The 19,826-nt window shown below is 74.1% G+C and carries 13 protein-coding genes; all 13 read right to left on the bottom strand.

The features are described from left to right. Positions 1-2: 2 nt before the first annotated feature. The 13 genes from ACEPPI_RS13285 to ACEPPI_RS13225 all read right to left on the bottom strand — a co-directional run bounded on the left by ACEPPI_RS13285 (position 3) and on the right by ACEPPI_RS13225 (position 19,825). On the bottom strand, positions 3-281 hold the full coding sequence (locus ACEPPI_RS13285) for an acyl carrier protein (protein WP_373915435.1): 279 nt from the start codon (positions 279-281) through the stop codon (positions 3-5). Next, complete coding sequence (locus ACEPPI_RS13280; protein WP_373915434.1) at positions 274-1,857, bottom strand: AMP-binding protein; 1,584 nt, start codon at positions 1,855-1,857, stop codon at positions 274-276. Before ACEPPI_RS13280 ends, ACEPPI_RS13285 begins: the two co-directional genes overlap by 8 nt. Next, positions 1,854-5,144, bottom strand: a complete 3,291-nt coding sequence (locus ACEPPI_RS13275) for an amino acid adenylation domain-containing protein (RefSeq protein ID WP_373915433.1) — start codon at positions 5,142-5,144, stop codon at positions 1,854-1,856. Before ACEPPI_RS13275 ends, ACEPPI_RS13280 begins: the two co-directional genes overlap by 4 nt. Continuing rightward, a complete protein-coding gene (locus ACEPPI_RS13270) occupies positions 5,141-7,450 on the bottom strand; it encodes a class I tRNA ligase family protein (protein WP_373915432.1) in 2,310 nt (769 codons plus the stop codon). Before ACEPPI_RS13270 ends, ACEPPI_RS13275 begins: the two co-directional genes overlap by 4 nt. Continuing rightward, positions 7,447-8,634 carry an NAD(P)/FAD-dependent oxidoreductase gene (locus ACEPPI_RS13265; RefSeq protein WP_373915431.1) on the bottom strand — a complete coding sequence of 396 codons (1,188 nt, stop codon included), beginning with the start codon at positions 8,632-8,634 and terminating at the stop codon, positions 7,447-7,449. The genes ACEPPI_RS13270 and ACEPPI_RS13265 overlap by 4 nt, the downstream gene beginning before the upstream one ends. Beyond that, the gene (locus tag ACEPPI_RS13260) at positions 8,634-9,962 is read right to left on the bottom strand and encodes a lysine N(6)-hydroxylase/L-ornithine N(5)-oxygenase family protein (protein ID WP_373915430.1); all 1,329 of its coding nucleotides are present in this window, start codon (positions 9,960-9,962) and stop codon (positions 8,634-8,636) included. Before ACEPPI_RS13260 ends, ACEPPI_RS13265 begins: the two co-directional genes overlap by 1 nt. A 57-nt stretch (positions 9,963-10,019) precedes the next feature. Next, the gene (locus tag ACEPPI_RS13255; RefSeq protein ID WP_373915429.1) at positions 10,020-11,273 is read right to left on the bottom strand and encodes an MFS transporter; all 1,254 of its coding nucleotides are present in this window, start codon (positions 11,271-11,273) and stop codon (positions 10,020-10,022) included. Next, a complete protein-coding gene (locus ACEPPI_RS13250; protein ID WP_373915428.1) occupies positions 11,263-12,630 on the bottom strand; it encodes an acetyl-CoA carboxylase biotin carboxylase subunit family protein in 1,368 nt (455 codons plus the stop codon). The genes ACEPPI_RS13255 and ACEPPI_RS13250 overlap by 11 nt, the downstream gene beginning before the upstream one ends. Then, positions 12,627-13,826 (bottom strand): saccharopine dehydrogenase family protein, encoded by a 1,200-nt coding sequence (locus tag ACEPPI_RS13245; RefSeq protein WP_373915427.1) that lies wholly within the window; start codon positions 13,824-13,826, stop codon positions 12,627-12,629. Before ACEPPI_RS13245 ends, ACEPPI_RS13250 begins: the two co-directional genes overlap by 4 nt. Continuing rightward, on the bottom strand, positions 13,816-14,886 hold the full coding sequence (locus ACEPPI_RS13240) for a saccharopine dehydrogenase (RefSeq protein WP_373915426.1): 1,071 nt from the start codon (positions 14,884-14,886) through the stop codon (positions 13,816-13,818). The genes ACEPPI_RS13245 and ACEPPI_RS13240 overlap by 11 nt, the downstream gene beginning before the upstream one ends. 90 nt (positions 14,887-14,976) lie before the next feature. Next, positions 14,977-16,182, bottom strand: a complete 1,206-nt coding sequence (locus tag ACEPPI_RS13235) for a hypothetical protein (protein WP_373915425.1) — start codon at positions 16,180-16,182, stop codon at positions 14,977-14,979. 140 nt (positions 16,183-16,322) lie between these two features. Continuing rightward, positions 16,323-17,519, bottom strand: coding sequence for an acyl-CoA dehydrogenase family protein (locus ACEPPI_RS13230; protein WP_373915424.1), 1,197 nt, complete (start codon positions 17,517-17,519; stop codon positions 16,323-16,325). Positions 17,520-17,530: 11 nt separating this feature from the next. Next, positions 17,531-19,825 carry an iron-containing redox enzyme family protein gene (locus ACEPPI_RS13225; protein ID WP_373915423.1) on the bottom strand — a complete coding sequence of 765 codons (2,295 nt, stop codon included), beginning with the start codon at positions 19,823-19,825 and terminating at the stop codon, positions 17,531-17,533. Between the last annotated feature and the right edge of the window lies 1 nt (position 19,826).

The raw sequence follows: 19,826 nt of genomic DNA, 5'->3' as shown, positions 1-19,826 counted from the left end.
GCTCAGGCTCCGGTGGTGGCGTGGTGGTGGCGGGTGAGGGCGTCGGTGACGTCGCGCAGGGTCCGCATGTCGGCGAGGTCGTGCTCGGTGAAGTGGGCGAGGTCGACGCCGGTCTCCTCGCAGACCTCCGTGAGGAAGAGGACCTTGTTGAGGGAGGTCAGCCCGTAGGCGGCGACCATGTCGGCGGCGGGGTCGATGGCGTGGGGCTCGACCTCGGGGATCAGTACGAGGGAGAGCTGTTCGCGGGCGGCCGATACGATCTCGTTCGGGGTCTCAGGCATGGATTCCGGCCTCCTGGGTGTGCAGCGGGGAGTGGTAGGCGGCCCGGATGTCGGGGCGCTTGGGCTTGTACTGGGAGGTCAGCAGGCCGTTGCCGATGCTGAACGGCGGATCGGCGACCACGACCCGGCTGATCCGCTCGTCGGGGGCGGTGGCGGCGTTGGTCGCGGCGAGCCGGGCGGCGATGGCGCGGGCGTCCGCGGGCCGGGCGGCCGGGGAGACCACGGCGACGAGTTCGGTCTGGGTGGGGCTGAAGACCACGCACTCGGCGATCGCGGGGTCGGCGCGCATCAGTTCCTCGATGGGCCGCACGACGACCTTCTTGCCGTTGTCGAGGACGATGACGTCGTCGGCGCGGCCGTGCACGAAGAGGAAGCCGTCCTCGTCGAGGTGGCCGAGGTCGCCGGTGCGGACGGTGCCGTCGGGCGAGAAGACCTTCTCGGAGTCGCCGGGGCGGGCGTACTCGTAGTGGTTGTTGACGGGGTGGGTGCTGCGGACGCTGATGACCCCGTCCTCGCCGATCAGCACCTCCTTGCCGCGGAGCGGTTTGCCGACGCTGCCCTCGCGGTGGGCGCCGGGGTGGTTCTTGGTGACGATGCAGGTCTCGTTGAGCCCGTAGCCCTCGTAGATCGGCAGTCCGGCCTCGGTGAAGAAGCGCAGGACGGCGGGCGCGGCGGGCGCGGACCCGGTCCACAGGTAGCGGATGCGGTCGCCGAACAGGGCGCGGGCCACCTCGGGGAGGGTGCGGCCGGCGGACCGGCGCAGCCGGCCGTCGATGGTGCGGCGGGCGGACTCGTAGAAGGCCGGGACGCCCATGACCACGGTGGGGCGGACCCGGCGCAGGGTCGCGAAGGCGGCCTCGTAGGTGGTGACGGTGACGTCGTGGCCGTGCAGCAGCGCGGAGTACACCCAGTAGCGCTGCTGGAGGAGGGAGAGGGGCAGGAAGACGAAGAGGTGGTCGTCCGGGGTGTGTTCGAAGATCTCCTGGACGGCGGTGAGGGCGCTGTCGATGCTGCCGGCGGTCGCGCCGAGGCCCTTGGGGACGCCGGTGCTGCCGGAGGTGAACTTGATGGTGGTGACATCCCGGGCGCCCCAGGTGACGGCAGGCAGCGGGGCGTCGGCGGAGCCGGTGGGCTCCGTGAGGTCCCAGATCCGGTCGGTGGTGAGGGTGTCGGGGACGTCGGTGGGCTGGTCGGTGCAGAGCAGGTGGAGGCCGTAGCGGTCCATGAGCGCGGTGGACGGGGTGAACTTGCCCGGTTCCAGGCCCGCGGTCTGCGCGCCGAGGCGCAGCGCGGCGAGGTCGAGGAGCACCCATTCCAGGCTGTTGGCGGCGAGGATCCCGATGCGGTCGCCGGGACCGATGCCGTAGGTGTCCCGCAGGTGGTGGGCGAGGCGGCCGGAGCGGTCGTGGAGGTCGCGCAGGGGGACGGTCCGGGTCCCGTCCAGGCGGGCGACGGAGATGTGCCCGCCGTCCGGCGGCCGGCTGACGATCCGCCGGATCGTCTCGGGGACGCCGTCGCCCCCGGCCGGGCCCGCGGCGGACGCCCGCGCCGGAGCGGGGGTCGGCGCGGCGGTCATCGGGCCACTCCCGGCATGAGTACGGCGGCCATCGCGCGGACGGTCTCCAGTTCCGAGAACTGGTCGAGGGTGAGGGTGACGCCGAAGCGCTTGCGGGCGGCGGTGAGGATCCGGGCGGCCGCGATGGAGTCGCCGCCGAGGGAGGCGAGGGTGTCCAGTGCGCCGACGTCGGGGCGGCGCAGGACGGTGGACCAGATGTCGCAGAGGATCTTCTCGGCCTGGGTGGCGGGGGCGCTGCCGCCGGTGGGCGGTGCGTCGGCGGGGGCCTGCGCGCCGAGTTCGGCGAGCCGGGTGCGGTCCACCTTGCCGTTGCGGGTCAGGGGCAGCTCGTCGTGCCACAGGACGGCCGCGGGGAGCATGTAGTCGGGCAGGTCGGAGCGCAGCGCCCCGCGCAGGTCGTTCAGGTGCGGACGGTGCTCGCCCGCGGGCACCAGGTGGGCGACGAGGCGGTTGCCCTGGGCCGCGACGACGGCGCGGGTGACCTCGGCGAGGGCGGCGAGGCGGGTCTCGACCTCCCCGGCCTCGATCCGGTAGCCGTTGATCTTGATCTGGAAGTCGCTGCGGCCGAGGATCTGGATGTCGCCGTCGGGCAGGTACCGGCCGAGGTCGCCGGTGCGGTAGAGGCGTTCGCCGCGTACGGGGTCCTCGTGGAACCGCTCGGCGGTGCGCTGCTCGTCGCGCCAGTAGCCGCGCGCCAGGCCGGCGCCGGCGGCAACGATCTCTCCGGTGACCCAGTCGGGGGCGTCGCGGCCGTGGCGGTCCAGGACGTAGGCGCGGTTGTTGGCGTTGGGGCGTCCGTAGGGGATGGACTCGCTGCCGTCCTCCTGCGCGCCGACGGGGTGCAGGATGTTCCAGATGGTGGTCTCGGTGGGGCCGCCGAGGGAAACCACCTCCAGCTCCGGCATCATCGTGCGCAGCTGCGCGGGCAGGGCGGGCGGGAGCCGGTCGCCGCTCATCATGACCAGGCGCAGGGCGGGCGGTACGGCGCCGTCGGCGCGGGCCTGGCCGTGCAGGAGGCCGACGATGGCGGGGACGGAGTTCCACACGCTGATGTCGTGCAGACGGCACAGGTCGAGCCAGTGGGCGGGGTCGACGGCCTTGTCCCGGTCGGGCATCACGAGGGCCGCGCCGGCCGCGAGGGCGCCGAAGACGTCCCAGACGGACAGGTCGAAGTTGAAGGCGCTGATGGCCATGAACCGGTCCTCGGGGGTGATCCCGAAGCGGGTCTGGCAGTCGGCGACGACGTTGGCGACGTTGCGGTGGGTCACCATGACGCCCTTGGGGGCGCCGGTGGTGCCGGAGGTGTAGAGGACGTACGCGAGGTCGTCCGGGTGGGATCCGGGGAGCCGGTCGGGGACCTCGGCGCGGCCGGAGCAGGGCTGGGTGAGGTCGAAGCAGGCGATGTCACCGGAGTCGGGCCGGCCGGTGTTGGTCAGGACACAGCGGACCTCGCCGTCGGCCAGCATGTAGTCCTGGCGGGCGGCGGGCAGGTCGGCGTCGACGGGCAGGTAGGCGGCGCCGGCGAGGACGGTGGCGAGGATGCCGACGATCTGCTCGGGCCCGCGCCGCATGACGAGGCCGACGAGTTCGCCGCGGCCCACTCCCTGTCCGCGCAGCCAGGTCGCGGCGGTCGCGGCCCGGTGCAGGAGTTCGCCGTAGCTCATCGTGCGGTCGGACGTCAGGACGGCGGGGGCGGCGGGGGTGCGGGCGGCCTGGGCGACGATGGCGTCGCCGAGCATCTCGTCGGGCAGGGCCACGGCGGTGTCGTTGGCCTCGTCGCGGCGGGCCCGCTGGGCGGGCGGCAGCAGGTCGAAGTGGTGCAGCTGCCAGGCGCTCTCGTCGACGAGGGCGGCGAGGAGGGTTCCGTAGCCGTGCGCGAGGTCGTCGAGGAGGCCCTCGCAGAAGAGTTCGTCGATGCCGTCGAGCTGGACGACGAGGTCGCCGCGGCATTCCATCGCGAAGGCGTTGAGCCACACCTGCGGGGTCTGGCTGACGGAGAAGACCTCCTCGCCGAAGAGTTCCAGGGCGGAGCCGTCGACCTCGCTGCTGACGTGTCCGATGGCGCTGTTGAAGGTGAAGGGCATCCGGGCGCCGGCCACCCCGCCGCGGCGGCGGGCCAGTTCCTTGAGGACCTCGATGCCGGAGAAGTGCCGGTGGTCGATGTCGGTGTGCAGGCGGGTCTGGAGGGCCTTGGCGCGTTCCGCGAAGGGCAGGGAGCGGTCGACCTCGGCCTCGACGAGGAGGGTGTCGGAGAACTGACCGATGGCCTCGAAGACCCGGGGGTGCACGGGCGGCCGGTGGGCGACGGTGGTGGTGAGGGTGAACCGCTCCCCCGCGCCCCAGGTGGACAGGGTTTCCGCGTACGCGGCGAGCAGCAGTGCGGAGGGGGTCAGTCCGGCGGCGGCGGCCCGGTCCTTGAGGGCGCTCCAGTCCTCGCGGCCCAGACGTACCGTGCGCTGGGTGAACCGGGTGCCGGTCAGGGCGGCCGGGCTGGTGCGCAGCGGCAGGTCGGGGTGGGGGGCGAGGTCGTCGCAGCGCTGCATCCAGTAGTCGCGCGAGCGGCGGGCGGGGGCGCGGTCGCGGGCGGCTTCGAGGGCGGCGACGTAGTCCTCGTAGGGGAGTTCCTCGTGGACGTCCGCGGTGGGGCTCTGGTAGGCGTGCCACCAGGCGCGGAAGAACAGGAACATGCTGATGCCGTCCATCACGAGCCCGTCGTGGCCGACGTGCAGCACCATCCGGTCGTCGTCGAGGATGGTCGCGTCGACGGTGAGCAGGGGTGCCTGGTCGGCGGGGAGCACCTGGTGGGAGCGCATTTCGCGCAGTTCGGCGCGGATCAGGTCCTGCTGGCGGGGGCTGTGGCCGCGCAGGTCGAGGACGCCGATGCGCGGGGCGTGGTCGCCGTACTCGGTGACCTGGCGTTCGTCGGAGAGGAAGCGCGAGCGCAGGGCGCTGTGCGCGGCCACGACGGTGTCGAGGGAGGCCTGGAGGCGGTCGAGGTCCCAGTCGCCCTCGATCTCGTGGAAGACGTGGCTGGCGACGTCGCCGATCTCGAAGATCCCGCTGCGGCCGAGGTAGTAGCTGCGCTGGAGCGGGGTGAGGGGGAAGCCGGGTCCGTGTTCGGCCTCGCGGGCGAGGTGGGCGACGAGCTCGGGCTTGGCGGCCTTGAGCGAGGCGATGAACTCGGGATCCATCCGCTCGCGGTTTCCCTGGAGGCGCAGGTCGCCGTCGGTGAGGGTGACCGACAGTCCGCGCCGGGCTATCTCGCGCAGCATGTGGCGGGCGTTCATCGGGCGTCCCCCGGGGTCAGGGCGGCGACGGCGGAGGGCTCGGCGCGCTCGGCGATGACGGCGGCGAGTTCCGCGAGGGTGCCGCCGTGCAGGAGTTCGTCCATGGAGAGGTCGACGTCGAGGGCGTCGAGGATCTGGTACTGGACGGTGACGGCCTGGAGGGAGCCGGCCGCGAGCTGGGTGAGGGTGCGGTGGGCGATCTGCTCGTCCTCGCCGAGGCGCAGGACGGTGCGGGCGATCCCGGTGAGCCAGGGGGTGAGGGCCGGCTCGGCGGGCGGGGCGGGCGGGGCCGGCCGGAAGAAGACGGCGTCGGCGAGGGTGACGGCGCTGCCGGGGGCGAGGAGTTCGACGCTACGGGGCCACGTGCTCGGGGCGTCCGCGGCGAGGGCGGCGGCGAGCCGGTCGGCGAAGCGGGGCATGACGGGGGCGGCGGCGTGCGCGAGCAGCCGGGCGGCGGCCAGTTCGAGGGCGACGGCGGTGCGGTTCTCGGCCTCCCAGCCGGGGGTGTCGGTGAGGAGGCCTTCGGCGCGGGCGAAGCGGACGGTGTCCCGGACGATGCCGTCGAGTTCGGCGGCGGCCTGGTTGAGGGAGAAGGAGTCGTTCTGCAGGGCGCCCGTGACGGAGGCGAGGCGGGTGCCGAGGCGGGCGAGGAAGGCGGAGTGTTCGGCGGTCCAGTTCCCGGCGTCGGGGGCCAGGCCGTCGTGGTGCTTGGCGACGCGGGCGCCGAGGTCGTTCAGCCACTGCTGCCAGGTGCCGATGAGGGTGTCGGTCAGGGTGGCCTCGTAGGCGGCGCGGCGGAAGTCGGTGCGGGTGCCCTCGGGGCGGGTGGAGGCGAGGAAGTAGCGGACGGAGTCGACGGTGTCGGGGGTGAGGATCTCCTTGCCCCAGATGGCGTGGCGGCGGCTGGTGGAGAACTTCTCGCCTTCGAGCAGGTAGAACTCGTTGACGTGGTAGTCGATGTCGGGGGTCCAGCCGGGGAAGGCGAGCTGGTAGAGGACCGGGTAGAGGACGGAGTGGTAGAAGCTGTTGTCGTAGCCGAAGAAGTGGACGATCTTCCAGTCGGCGGCCGGGTCCGCCGCCTTCCAGGGCCGGCCCAGGCGGGCGCCGAGGGACTGGATGCCGTGCAGGAACCCGTAGCTCATCTCGGGCCACACCCAGATGACCTGGCCGTCGGTGCCGGTCTCGCGCGGCTCGACGCCCCAGGTGGAGGGGTGGGTGAGGGGGATGGTCAGGTCGGGGCGGCGGAAGAGCCGGTCGGCGAGTTCGCGCAGCCGGGCCGGGACCCGGCCCAGGCGGTGGTGGGCGCGGACGTCGCCGGCGTAGGCATGCAGGGGCAGGGTCCAGCGGGCGGCCGGCGCGGTGGTGGGCGGGGCGTCGGAGCGGGCCGAGCGGGGGCCGCTCAGGTCGGCGACGGTGTTGGGCTCGCCGCACTCCTCGCAGATGTTGCCGGAGGTGGTGGAGCCGCAGCCCGGGCAGCCGCCCTTGACGTCGGCCTCGTAGAGGTAGCCGCCGGTGGTGGCGTCGTAGAGGGCGTCGGTCTCGGTGACGGCGATCTCGCCGGAGGCGACGACCTTGCCGAAGAAGTCCCGCAGGCCCTCGCGGTAGGCGGGGTCCTGGTCGGTGACGGTGTACTGGTCGAGCGGTATGTCCATCAGCCGCAGGGTTTCGGCGATCTCGGCGCTGTAGTGGGCGGCCGTCCCGGCGGGGGTGGTGCCGTCCTTGGCGGCGGCGGCGACCACGTAGCTCTGGTAGTCGTCGCTGCCGGTGAGGTGGTAGGCCTCGGCGCCGGTCATGCGCTGGTAGCGGGTGAAGGCGTCGGCGCCGAGGTAGGGGCCGGAGAGGTGGCCGAGGTGGAGGTCGCCGTTGGGGGTGGGCGGGGTGGAGAAGACGAAGACGGGGCGGTCGCCGAAGCCCTTGCGGACCGGGTCGGCGGCGGAGGTGGCGGCGCGCTGGGCGTCGCGCCAGTACTGGGTGAAGAAGACGAGGTCGGCCCCGTCCCCGCCGGTGTCCTGCGTGTTCTGCGGACTGGTGTTTTCCAGACTGGTGTTTTCCAAGACATGCGACTCGAAGGGTTCGAAGAGGACGACGGTTCCGGGGGCGGCGGGGTGGCGTTCTCCGTCGATGACGAACTCGCCGCGGCCCGAGACGATGACGAACAGCTCGGTCTCGTCGTGCCGGTGGCTGTCGGTGGCGCGGCCCGGGGCGACGCGGCCCCAGCCGGCGGCCGTGCCCAGCCCCTCCACGCCGCTCATGTCGATGCCGAACGCCTGCTCCAGGACGTCGGCGTCGTAACTCGCGATGATCATGTCGTGGCCTTTCGCGGGGACGGGAGGGAGGGGATCAGATCGGCGGCGCGGGCGGCGAGGGCCGGGGCCAGCCGGTAGCCGGAGCCGCTCGCCGCGCCCGCGAACACCAGTCGGCCGTAGGGGTCGAGCGCGGTGACCAGGGGCGTGCCGCCGGGCCCGTACGCGTCGCAGAAGACCCGGCCGGAGCGGCAGTGGGCGGCCAGGTCCGGGGCGTAGCGGGTGAGCAGGGCGCGGGCCTCGCGCAGGTGGCCGGCGGTCAGGGCGGGGTCGACGGCCGCGGGGTCGACGTCCCACTCCCGGCAGGTGTAGCTGAACAGCCAGTGGCCGCGGTGGTGGAAGGGCAGCAGGAACGCGTCCTCGGCGTGCAGGACGACCGCCCGGTCCCCCGGGGCGGGCGCCCGGTCGATGTGCAGGGCGACTATCTTCTTGACCCGGGCGCCGAGGGGGGCCACCAGGTCCCGCCAGGCGGCTTCGGCGAGCCAGGGCCCGGGGGCGATCACCACGTGTCCGGCGGTGAGGGTGGCGCCGCCGGTCAGGGTCAGGCGCGCGCCGCCGGGCCCGGCGGCGACGGAGGTGACGGCGACGCCCTCGCGGAAGGCGACCCGGGGGCGCAGTTCGGCTGCGAGGAGCTGGGTCAGGGCGTGCACGTCCGCGTACTGGCAGCCGTCGCCCTCCCAGGCTCCGAAGTTCTCCGGCAGGGGACCGGCCGCGGGCGGGAGTTCGGTGGTCCAGCGGAGTTTGGCCTCGGGCAGGTAGACCTCGCGCAGCCGCTCCTCGGCGCTCTCGGGGGCCAGGACGGTCATGCCGAGCGGGTGGATGGGCAGGTCCGGGCGGGCCGTGTGGAGGTCGGCGTAGAAGCGCTCGCTCTCGGCGGCCAGGGTGCGGACGGTGTCGTTCGCGCCGCGCGGGAAGTGGAGTCCGGCGGAGCGGCGGGTGGCGCCGGAGCCGATCATGTCCCGGTCGAGGACGGTGACGGTGGCGCAGGGGTCGCGGTTGAGGATCTCGCGGGCGATGAGCACCCCGAGGATGCCCGCGCCCACGACGGCGATGCCGGTGCGGGCGCCGGTGGGGCCGCCGGCGTCGGGGGCGGCGGCGCGGTAGCCGGCGGGCTCGGTGGCGTCGGGGCCGGCGAGGGGTTCCGTGGCGGGGCCGGTGGCGTCGGTGGACGGGCCGGTGGCGGGCATCAGGCGCTCCACCGTTCGTCCTGCGGGGCCTTGGAGGACCATTCGATGAAGGAGGCGAGCTGCTCGTCTCCGCGTACGCCGCACAGCCGGTCGGCGATGCGCCGGCTGCGCCAGGCGTTGAGGCTGAGGTTGGGGTCGGCGAGGCCGCGCTGGCCGCGGACCCCGTTCTGGACGAAGATCCGGCGGTCGGCGGGGCCGTCCCAGCGGACGGCGTAGTCCTCGTCGACGCGCAGTTCCTCGCCCTCGTGCTCCAGACGACCGGTGAGGGGGGCGAGGAAGTCCATGGCCGCGGGCCGGTATCCGGTGGCCCAGACGACGATGTCGGCCTCGAACCTCTCCGTGGACTCCGCCTCGCCCGTGTGCCGGGCGCACACCTCCCAGCCGCCGAGGGGTCCGGTGGAGACGTCGAAGACCTCGCGGCCGGGGTGCAGGGCGACCAGGTCCTCGTTGCCCTCGACGAACCGGTGGACGTAGATGGTCTGGTAGATCTCGCGCAGCGTGGACTCGGAGATGCCGTCGCTCGTCAGGAGGTTGCTGGAGTTCAGCGACTGGCGGCGCTCGCGCGGCAGTCCGTAGAAGTAGTCCGCGTGGCTGGGCATGTAGTAGTCGTTGGTGAAGGGCGAGTCGTCGATCGGGAGGTAGTTCGGCCGCCGCGAGATCCAGGAGACCCGGCGGGGCAGGTCCCAGCCGCTGCGGGAGATCAGGTCGAGGAAGGCCTCGGCACCGGACTGGCCGCCGCCGATGACCACGACCCGCTTGCCGCCGACGTCGCGGGCGGCGTTCAGGTAGTCGGCGACGTGGAACTGCGTGGGGCCGAGCAGTCCTTCGCCCTGCGGCGGGACCCAGGGGCGGCTGCCGACGCCGATCACGACGTTCTCGGCGGTCAGCTCGCGGCGGTCGGTGCGGACGGTGAACGCGCCGAGGCCGTCGTCGAAGCCGACCTCCCGGACGCCCTCGCCGAAGACGATGTTCTCGTTGCGGCGGCTGGCCCAGGCCAGGTAGTTGCGGAACTCCAGCCTCGGCACGTCCTCGAACTGGGCGTTGAGGAAGTGGTAGACCCGTCCCTTGGCGTGCAGGTACGACAGGAACGAGAACGGGTTCGCGGGATCGGCGAGGCTCACCAGGTCCTTGAACTGGGAGACCTGGAGGGTGGTGCCCGGGATCTGCTGGCCGTCGTGCCAGCTGAAGGACTCCTTGCGGTCGAGGAAGAGATTGGGTACGTCCGGCCTGCTGTGCAGCAGGGAGGCCAGGCTCAGGTTGGCCGGGCCCACGCCGACTCCCAGGCAGCGGAAGTGCGTGATGCCCGGCCGGAAGCTCTCGTGCCCCATGGTCGGAACCTCTCGTTCGATTCGGTAAGGGAAGAGGAGGGGGTGGGGTGGGGAGCGCTAGGCCGCGGCGGCCGGGCGCGTGCGTACGGCGATCAGGCCGAACAGGGTGGCGAGCAGGGAGCAGGCACCGACCAGCGGCCAGACGAGCTGGCCGTACTGGAGGAAGAGCCAGGTGCCGGCCATCGGCCCGAGGGCGGAGCCCAGGCCGAAGGTGAACTGGAAGCTGCCGATGTAGCGGGAGCGCAGCGCCTCGGGCCCGGCGCCCGCCGGGTAGGCGAAGACGGCGGGGCCGCCGAGGATCTCGCCCAGGGACCAGACGAGGGTGCCGATGACCACGGCGGCGGGCCCGATCGGCAGTCCGTAGCAGGCGACGCCGGCACCGACGAGGGCGAAGCCCAGGCCGATGGTGATCTTCAGGGGCCAGCGCTGCGAGACCTTGGTGACCAGCAGCTCGAAGGCGATGACGATGAAGCCGTTGAGCGCGACCGCGAAGGTGTACCAGAAGAGCGCGATGTGCGCGTCCTTCAGGGACAGCGGGAGGGTGGAGAGGTACTGCATGTAGACGGCGGAGTGGAAGAAGGCTGCGACGAGGTAGAGCAGGTAGCGGCGGTCGCGCAGGACCGCGCCGTAGCCGCCGGTGGGGGCGGCCTCCCGCACCGGCCCGGTGCGGACCGGGCTCCTGGCGGGCAGGGTGGCCCGTGCGACGAGCGCGTAGGCGAGGGCGAGGGCGGCCTCTCCCCAGAACAGCAGGGTGTAGGTCTGCCCGCCGGCGTTGTAGAGCGCGTAGCCCAGCAGCGGGGCGGCGGTCGCACCGACGTTGAGCCCGAAGCGGTACATCGCGAAGATCATGATCTGCCGGTCGCCGTCGGTCTGTTCGGCGAGCAGGGTGGCCGAGGCGGGGCGGAACAGCTGGGCGCCCAGGCTGACCAGCGCGATGGCGCAGAGCAGCAGGGTGAAGTCGGACAGGTAGAGCAGGGACGCGGTGAGCACGGCCGTGCTGCTCATGGAGAGCACGGTGGCGCCGCGGATGCCGAGCCGGTCCGCGAGGGTGCCGCCGGCCAGGGAGCCGGCGACGGCCCCGCCGCCGTAGACGCCCAGGGCGATGACGGTGTGGCCCTTGGAGTGGCCCTCGGCGGTGAGGAAGAGGACGAGGAAGACGTGCAGGAAGCCGCTGAGCCGGTTGACGAGCACCCCGGCCAGTACGGTCTTCACCGCGCGCGGGGCCTCCTTGAAGGTCACCCACACCCCGGGTGCGGCGGGCGCGGCCGCCGGCTCCGGGGCGGCCTCGGCGGGGCGGACGTCAGTGCTCATCGGCGCCGGCCTCCGGTTCGGTGACGACGGTGACGGCGGCCCGTACGGAGCGCTCCAGTTCGTCCAGGCGGTCGGCGGTCGGGGCGTCGAGGAGGAAGGTGACCGCGCGGTCGTCGGAGCTGGCGAGCGGGCCCAGCCGGGCGCCGGCCTCCTTCAGGACGAGGAGCGCGCGCAGCGCGGCCGGGTCCCCGGCGGCTCCGGGCCGCCACTCGGGCCACATCCCGGCCTCGCCTACCCACTGCGGGCGCACGCCGGGCCGGTCGAGGGTGACGTCGGCGAGGATCCCCGGCGCGTGGTCGAGGTAGACCTGGCGGGTGAAGCGGCGCGGGGCCGGGTAGGAGGCGGGCTCGCCGAGGGCGATCTTGATGATCTCGGGTTCCATCGGCTGCCCGGTGGCCAGGTGGTAGAGGGCGAGCAGGCCGTCGCCGGGGGTGCGCGCGGCGACCTCCATCAGGCAGGGGCGGCCGTCGGCGCCGACGCGCCACTCGGAGTGGGCGATGCCGTCGCGGAAGCCGAGGGCGTCCAGCATCCGGCGGTTGGCGTCGAGCAGGACCGCGTCGTGCGCGCCGGACGGGTCCGGGACGGAGTGGGCGAGTTCCACGAAGGTGTGCGCGCCGGACTCGGTGGTCTCCTTGCGGGTCACCGACGCGAAGACGGGCTCGCCGTGCTGGACGAGGGTCTCGACGGAGTACTCCTGGCCGGTGGCCTTCTCCTCGATCAGCACGGTCTCGTGGGCGGGGTACTCCATCAGCAGGGCGCGCATCGCCCCGGCGTCCTCGACGGCGACCACGCCCGAACTGGAGTGCCGGGTGGCGGGTTTGGCGACGACCGGGTAGTTCAGCGCGGTCAGGTCGGTGTCCTCGCGGCCGCCGGGCGGCACCACCAGGCAGGCCGGGCCGAAGGCGTCGAGGTACCAGCGCTGGAGGTACTTGCTGCGGCAGACGCGGGTGGCGCGCAGTCCGGGTCCGGGCAGGCCGAGCGCGTCGCACAGCAGGCCGGTCTGCTCGACCAGGGTCTCGCCGACGGCGTAGGCGCCGCGCACGGTGTAGCGGCCGTGCCAGGCGCGGGCCCGGGCGGCGAAGCCGGGGGTGAAGGAGCCGTCGAGGTCGAGGGAGCCGTCGACGTAGGCGATCTCGTTGATCAGGGAGGCCGGGTGCTCGGGGTCCTTGCGGGCGGTCTCGGCGGCGTCCCGGTACGACTCGGGGGTGATCAGGAGGATCTTCAGCCCGCGGGCGGCGAGTTCCTCCAGGTAGCGGGGGTTGCGGCAGACGACCCGGAAGGCGCCGGTGAGGACGAAGGCCTCGGGGAGCGGCCCGTGGGCGGCGGGGTGGGACGGGTGCGCGGTCGGCTGGGTCATGCCGGGACTCCTGAGGGGGTGGAGGAGGTTTCTTCGCAGGTCCCGCCCAGGCCGTGGGCGGCGAGGAAGGTGAGCCAGCGGGTGGTCTCCCGGGGCGTCTCGGCGGCCCGGTTGAGGCCGGCGGGGAGGGCGCCGGCCAGGATGCGGGTCACGCCGTAGGCGACGGGGAGGGAGACGCAGCGGGCCATCGCGGACTCTTCGCCGTCGCCGGTGAGGTCCAGCAGGTGGGAGCCGCGCCAGCGGGTCCCGGCGGCGGTGCGCAGTTCGAGGGAGACCGACAGGACGACGCGGTCGCGGTCGGCGGGGGTGGTGGGGTAGCGGGCGGCGAGGGCCGAGGCCAGCGCGCGGACGGCCGCGGGATCGCCCGCGGAGACGGTGTCGAAGACCTCCTTCCAGGCGGTGCGCCAGCCCGCGTTGCGCAGGGTGCCGCGGACGAAGGTGGCGAGCTGCCACTGGTGCGGGATGCCGTACTGGGCGACGAAGGGGAGGCTGTCGCGGTTGGGGTAGACCTCGAACTCCTCGCCCGCCAGGACCAGCGGCCGGGTGGCCTCCCAGGGGCGGGCGGCGGTGCGTTCGGCCCCGGAGTCGATGTGCCGGGCCGGGGAGCCGAGGGCCGCGAGGACCCCGTACGGGGCCCAGCTGAAGCGGTAGCGGAAGGCGTTGGGGACCGCCGGGACCCCTCCGCAGTAGGAGGTGAACGCGGCGGTCGCCGGTAACGAGCCGATGGCCTCGCGGCCCCGGGCGACCAGGTCGTGGGCCATCAGGTGGTCGATGCCGGGGTCGAGTCCGGCCTCGGTGAGCACGACGGTACGGGTCCGGGCGGCGGCCGCGCCGGCGAGCGCGGCGAGCTCCGGGGAGACGTAGCTGGTGCAGGCGAAGTGGGCCCCGCGGTCGGTCGCCAGCCGCAGCAGCGCCGGGTGTTCGGCGGCGGGGAGCATGGAGACGAGGACGTCTCCGGGGCCCACCCCGTCCGCCAGGGCGGACGGGGTGAGGGCGCGGACCTCCGCGCGGCCCGCGAGGCCGTGGGCGGCCAGGCGGGCGGTGGCGCGCTCGGCGGTGCGGTCCCACAGGACCACGCGACGGGCGCGCTCACAGACGAGGGACAGGCCGGAACGGCCGGTGGACAGGCCGGTGCCTATCCAGTGGACGGTGCCGGACGCCGGCGCCGCGGCGGGTGAGGGCGGGTCAGCGGACAAGGGGTGCCTCCTGGGCTTCGACTGCGGTCCGGTAGGTGTGCAGGGCGCGGGCCCAGACGCCGTCCCACTCGGCCAGGCGCATCAGGTGCGGGGCGAGTTCGGCGGAGAAGGCGGTGCTGGCCTCGACGGGGAGGAGGGAGGGGAGGTTGTCGATGGCGATGAGGTCGAGGCGGGGGGCCTCGGCGCGCAGCGTGCGGACGGGTTCGGTCCAGGTGGTGGTCTCGTCGTAGACCGGCAGGACGTTGCAGTCGGAGGTGACGTCGCAGGTGACGTCGGAGAGGAGGGAGAGGCGGCGGGCGGGGTCGTCGAGGTCGGCCTTGGTCAGGAACGGCGGTACGGGGGTGGTGGTCAGGACGGTGTTGACCATCAGGTCGTGGCCGAGCAGCGCGGCCCGGTCCAGGGAGCGGGTCTCGGCGAGGTCCCAGCGGGTGGGTTCCAGTCCGGCCCGCACGAGGGCGTCGCAGGCGCCGCGGCCGCTGCGGCCGAGGGCTCCGACGACGAGGGCGGTGGTGGGGTCGCCGGCGGTGGCGCCGGAGGCGAGGAGGGCGTCGAGGGCGGGCCGGTCGGTGGGGGTCAGCGGGGTGGTGAGGGTGCCGCGGTGGTGCAGGACGGCGAGGGCGGCGCCGATGTAGCCGGCCCAGTAGCCGAAGGCGGCGACGCGGCGGCCGGCTTCGTCGGTGAGGTACTCCGTGTCGAGCAGGGCGCCGCCGCCGGCGGTGAAGCGGGAGAGCAGTTCGGCGGCGCCGGACTGGCCCTTGTAGGCGTGGGCGAAGTAGATGTGGCGGTGGCGCAGGGCGGGGGCGGCGGGGCCGGCGGGGAGTTCCTTGAGGCCGAGGACGTAGGCGTCGGCGGGGGCCTCGGCGTCCCAGGAGGCGGTGGGGGCGGTGGCGCAGCCGGCGGCGGCGTAGTCGGCGAGGGGGAAGGCGCGCTGGTCCGACTCCTCGACGGTGATCCGGACCCCGGCCTCCACCAGGCGGCCCGCGTCGTGCGGGGTGAGGGGGGCGCGGCGCTCGGTGGGGCGGGCCTCGTGGCGCATCCAGAGGTGAGTACTGTCCGACATGGTGCGTTTTGTCCTGTCTGAAGGCATAGGGGTGGGAGACCCCCGGCCTGATCGCGGTTGCGGGGGCGACGTCCTGGGAGTGCCTGCGCGCTAGAGGAGCGGGATCCGGGCGTTCGCCAGAGGGCGGTAGGCGGGGGTCGCTGTGGCGCTCCAGCCTGCCGTGCGCAGTTCGGTGACGACGGCGGTGGCGAGCGCCACCGCGAGCGGCTCCCCCGGGCAGCGGTGGGCCGCCGCGCCGAAGGTGAAGATCACGGGATTCACCCGGCCGGGTGACAGGGCGTGGGGGTCCGGGTTGACGGCGGGGTCCCGGTTGGCGGCGGCGAGCACCACGAGGAGCTGCTGCCCGGGCTCCACGGTGGAGCCCGCGTGGGTGAAGGCCCCGGCGGCGAAGCGGCGGGTGTTCTGGATCGGGGCGTCGTGGCGGACCACCTCGCGCACGAGCGCGCCCGTGTCGGGGGCTTCCGCGCCCCGGGCGAGGGCGACCAGGGTGTTGCCGATGAGCCCGGCGGTGGCGTCGTAGGTCTGGGAGAGGAAGCCGATGGCGTTGGAGAGCAGCGGGCCGAGGTCGACCAGGCCTTCCCGGTCGGCGGCCCGCACCAGCCCGGCGAGCAGTCCGTGTGCCCGGCCGGCGCCGTACCCCTCCCGGATCCCGGCACCGGACGCCGCCCCCGGCGTGCCGCCCGGCGCCGCCTCCGGGCCGGCGGCGGCGGCCGAGTCCAGTACCGGGCCGAGGAGTTCGCGCAGCCGGACGGCGGCCACCGCGGCCGCCTCCCGGTCCTCGGGTCCCGCGGTGGCGGGGATGCAGCGGACGAAGTCGGCGATCGCGCGGGCCGCCTCGCGGTCGGCGCCCCCGGTCAGCCCGGCGAGCACCGCGACCACCCGCGCCGGGACCCCGAACATCAGCTCCTCGTAGGGGACTTCGCCGCCCGCGGCGAGTGCCTCACGGGTGAACCGGGCCGCCAGCTCCCCCGCGTACGCGGTGTCGGCAGTGGCCAGGGACCCCGCGACGGCCCCCTTCAGGCGGGCCGCCGCCGCGCCGTCGGTCATCCGCACCAGCTGCCCGAACACCTCGCCGGCGGCCGTGCCGGCGATCCCGGCCGGAACCGGCTCCGCCACGGGCCGTACCCGCAGGACGCCGCTGCCGAGCACCGCGCGCACCGCGGCCGCGTCGGCCGCCACCCAGGCCCCCAGCGCCTCGTCGAAGGCGAAGGGGCGCTCGGCCACCAGGCGCGCGTAGAAGGGGTAGGGGTCCGGGAGGCGGACGGCCTCGACGGGGCTGACGGTCGTGGTGCTCACTGAGAAACTCCCTCTTTTGCGCCTGAACCGGCGCCGCTCTCGCGGACTTGGTGGCCCGCCGTCGTGCTTCCTCAATTGACGGTTGCGGTCTTCGTCGTTGGGAACCGCCCCGCACGGCACGTTCGCTCCCGGCCTCCGGATCAGGCGGCCGTCGCGCGGGCCGCCCTGCGCATGTCGAGGGAGCCCGCGATGGCCATCCTGAGCACCTCCGAGGTGCCCTCGTAGACGCGCAGGGAGCGGATCTGCCGGTACAGCCGCTCGGTGACCGAGCCCTGCACGATGCCCGCCGCCCCGAGCAGCTGCACGGCGGAGTCGACGACCCCCTGGGCGGCCTCGGTGGCGTGCACCTTCGCGATGTTGGAGTGCCGGGCGAACCGCCGGCTGCCGCGGTCGGTCTCCCAGGCGGCCCGCGCCACCAGCAGCGCGGCCGCGTTCAGCTGCACCTCCATGTCGGCGAGGGAGGCCTTCACCAGCTGGAGGTCGAACAGGGTGGCCCCGTACGCCTCCCGCCCCAGGACGTGGGCGAGCGCGGTGTCGAAGGCCCGTCGGGCGAAGCCGAGGGCCGCCGCGCCGACCGTCGTACGGAACCGCTCCAGCAGGTCGACGGCGACCACGAACCCCTTCCCCGGCCGCCCCAGCAGCGCGTCCGCAGGCAGCCGGCACCCTTCGAAGGACAGGTGCGCGAAGGATCGCGGGGCGATCGCGTCGATCCGCTCGACCCGCAGGCCGGGAGTCGCCGCGGGCACCAGGAAGGCCGACAGCCCCAGCGGGCCGGGGCCCTGCCCGGTGCGGGCGATGACCACGAACACGTCGGCGATGGTCCCGTTGGCGATCCAGGCCTTGCGCCCGTCGAGCACGTACGAACCGTCCGCCGCGTCCTTCACCGCCTCCAGCCCCACCGAGGCCACGTCCGAGCCGGCCTCCTTCTCGGAGACCGCGAAGGCCCCGATCAGGGTCCCCGCCGCCATCCCCGGCAGGTAGCGGCGGCGCTGCGCCTCGCTGCCGAAGCGCAGCAGCGGGGTCGCGGCCAGCGCCTGGATGGAGAAGGCGAAGTCGGCGAGGTCCTCCGCGTACGCGAGGGCCTCGCGGCGCAGGCACACCGCGCGGAAGTCGTCCACCGGGGCGCCCCGGGGGTCCAGTTCGGCCAGCCAGCCCGCAGCGCCCAGGGCCCGCACGAGCCGGCGCCCGGCCGCGTCCGGGTCGAGGGCGCGGATCTCCTCCCACAGCACCCGGTTGCTGTCGCACCAGGCCCCGGCCTCCTCGGCGAGGCGGCGGTGGGAGTCCTCGTAGAAGGGCAGGGCGAGGACCTCGGGGTCGAAGCTCGTCGTCAGTTCCATCGTCCGGCTCCTCAGATGACCAGGTCGGCGGGGGTGTCGGCAGGGGCGGCGACCGGCTCGGGGGCAGCCTCGGCGGCGCGGACCCGCTTCACCAGGGCGTGCTCGACGAAGTAGGCGAAGGAGGCGTAGCCGCGCCAGATGCGGCGCCATTCGCGCTGCACCGCCTCCTCGCCGGAACCGCGCAGCACCTCGTCGAGGTAGGCGACGACGATCTCGGCCGACTGGCGGGCGTGGCCCGCCGAGAAGTTGTCGATGGACAGGTGGGCCTCTTCGTAGGAGACGTCGAGGCCGTGGCGGCGCAGCTTCTGGATCTCGTGCAGCCGCATCGCGCCGAGGCCGAACATCTCGATGCCCAGGTTGTAGCCGAGGATCTCGTTGTAGAGGCTGTCGGGGAAGAGCGACAGGCACACCTGGTGGATGGAGAAGCCGTACAGGTGGTCCGGCAGGTCGCCCTGGTGCAGGAAGGCCTCCTGCCGGATGTGCGGCAGGTCCATGTCCATGCCGGCCAGCACCTTGTGGATGATCGTGATGTGGTTCTTGGCCATGTCGCCGCGGCCCATCTCGTCCGCGTAGATGGAGAAGAGCAGGTCGTCGCTGCGCCGGCCGCGGCGGCCCAGGTTGCCGATCCGGTGCGCCCAGGTGCCGTCGATGAGGCTGCCGAGGGCGTACGTCGACTGCTCGAAGACGACTTCGTCGCGGGAGGGGATCTCGGTGAGCGGCTCGTACGGGTCCACCAGCTTGTCCCAGTAGATCCGCTCGACCCGCTCCATCAGCGCCCCGGGCGTGTACGGGAACCAGCTCGCGTCGGTCAGCACGCCGTCGGCCCCGTGCGCGAAGAGCAGTTCGGCCTCGGCCAGCCCGGCCTCGGCGCGGGCGCGGGCCTGCGGCAGCACGTTCGGGTGACGCTCGAAGGTGACGAGGCGGTGGAAGAAGCGGCGGTGGTCGCCGGGGTCCTCGGGTTCGCGGACGAGCACGTCGGCGGGCCGCACGGTGGCGAGCCGGCCGCTCCAGGCGCGGGCCGGCTCGTCGCCCGCGGTGCTGGGCACGAGGTCCGCGCCCGCGGGTTCGCCGTCGGCGACGGCCTGCGCCCAGGCGGCCAGGACGGCCGCCTCCCGCTCGTCGAAGATGCCGAACATGGGGCCGCCGAACTTGATGGACTTCAGGAAGCGGCAGGGGCCGCCGTCGCGGGCGGGCCGGATCTGGCGGGCGGTGCGGAACTCCCGTACGAAGGCGGCCGGGTCGAGCTGCCCGTCGTCGAGCCAGTCGGTGAGCTTGCGGGTGCCCAGGCGCACCGCGCGGTGCTGGCGGCCCGCGTGCGGCGCGTGCCGCTCCACGATCCGCGCGACCCGGGCGTCCAGCGAGAGCCCGTCGTGCCAGGCGGCGAGCTCGGAGAGGGCCGCGGTGTGCTCGCGTTCCAGGCGTACGAGCAGGCGTACGGCGGCCAGCGCGCGGCGGCGGTCCTCGGCTCCGGTGGGCGACTGCTCGGTGAAGGAGAGGTACTCGGCGAGCAGCGGGCGCACGTCGCTCTCGGCGAGCATCGGCTCGATGCCGAGCAGCAGGTCGTCCAGGCCGAGGGCGTGGGCGGCGTAGTGGACGCCGACGACCTCGGGGAGGAAGGAGGCCGGCAGCCGGGACAGGGCCAGGTGGAAGGCGCCGTGCAGGGCGGTGAGCGGGCGGGCGCCGGTCTCGTCGAGGAAGGCGGCGGCCTCCACCCCGGACAGGAACACGCCGTGGCCGACCAGGGCCCGGCGGCGGCGGCCGAGCATGCCGGCCTCGGTGGTGCCCTCGCCCTGGAGCAGCCAGTGCTGCCCGAAGAGGCGGCCCACGATCTCGGCGGGCTGGGTCGCGGCCTGCGAGAGGGTGTCCAGCCAGCATCCGCCGGTCAGCGCCAGGGGCGCGCGCTGGCGCAGGACGGCCGTGCGCACCTCGGGGTCGGGGTGGGTGCGCAGCGGGGCGAGGACGGCGGCGAGTTCGGCGCGGGCGGCCAGCACCTGAGCCGCGACCCCGTCGGCGTCGGCGGGCTCCGGCAGCTCCGGGTCGTCGGGCTCGGGGGCCAGGAATGCGGCGAGGACCCGGCGGGCGGCGAGCAGCACGCCCTCGCTCTCCTGGTCGGCGAGGAGCCGGCGGAACAGCCCCGCGGGGGGCAGGGCGGTGATCCGCGCGGCCTCGGCGGCGCCGGCCGGGGAGGCCTCGAAGGGGGCGGGCGGCAGGGAGGTGGTCAGGTCGGGCAGGGTGAAGGCGGGCGCGAAGGAGCCGCGCGCCATGTCGAGGGAGGTCTCCTCGCCGGGGGTGAGGGGCGCGTTCATG

It is taken from the genome of Streptomyces sp. AB3(2024) (assembly GCF_041862025.1).
Lineage (GTDB): Bacteria > Actinomycetota > Actinomycetes > Streptomycetales > Streptomycetaceae > Streptomyces.
Note: the sequence above shows the minus strand (reverse complement) of the source record. Positions and strands in the feature narration are given on the sequence as shown.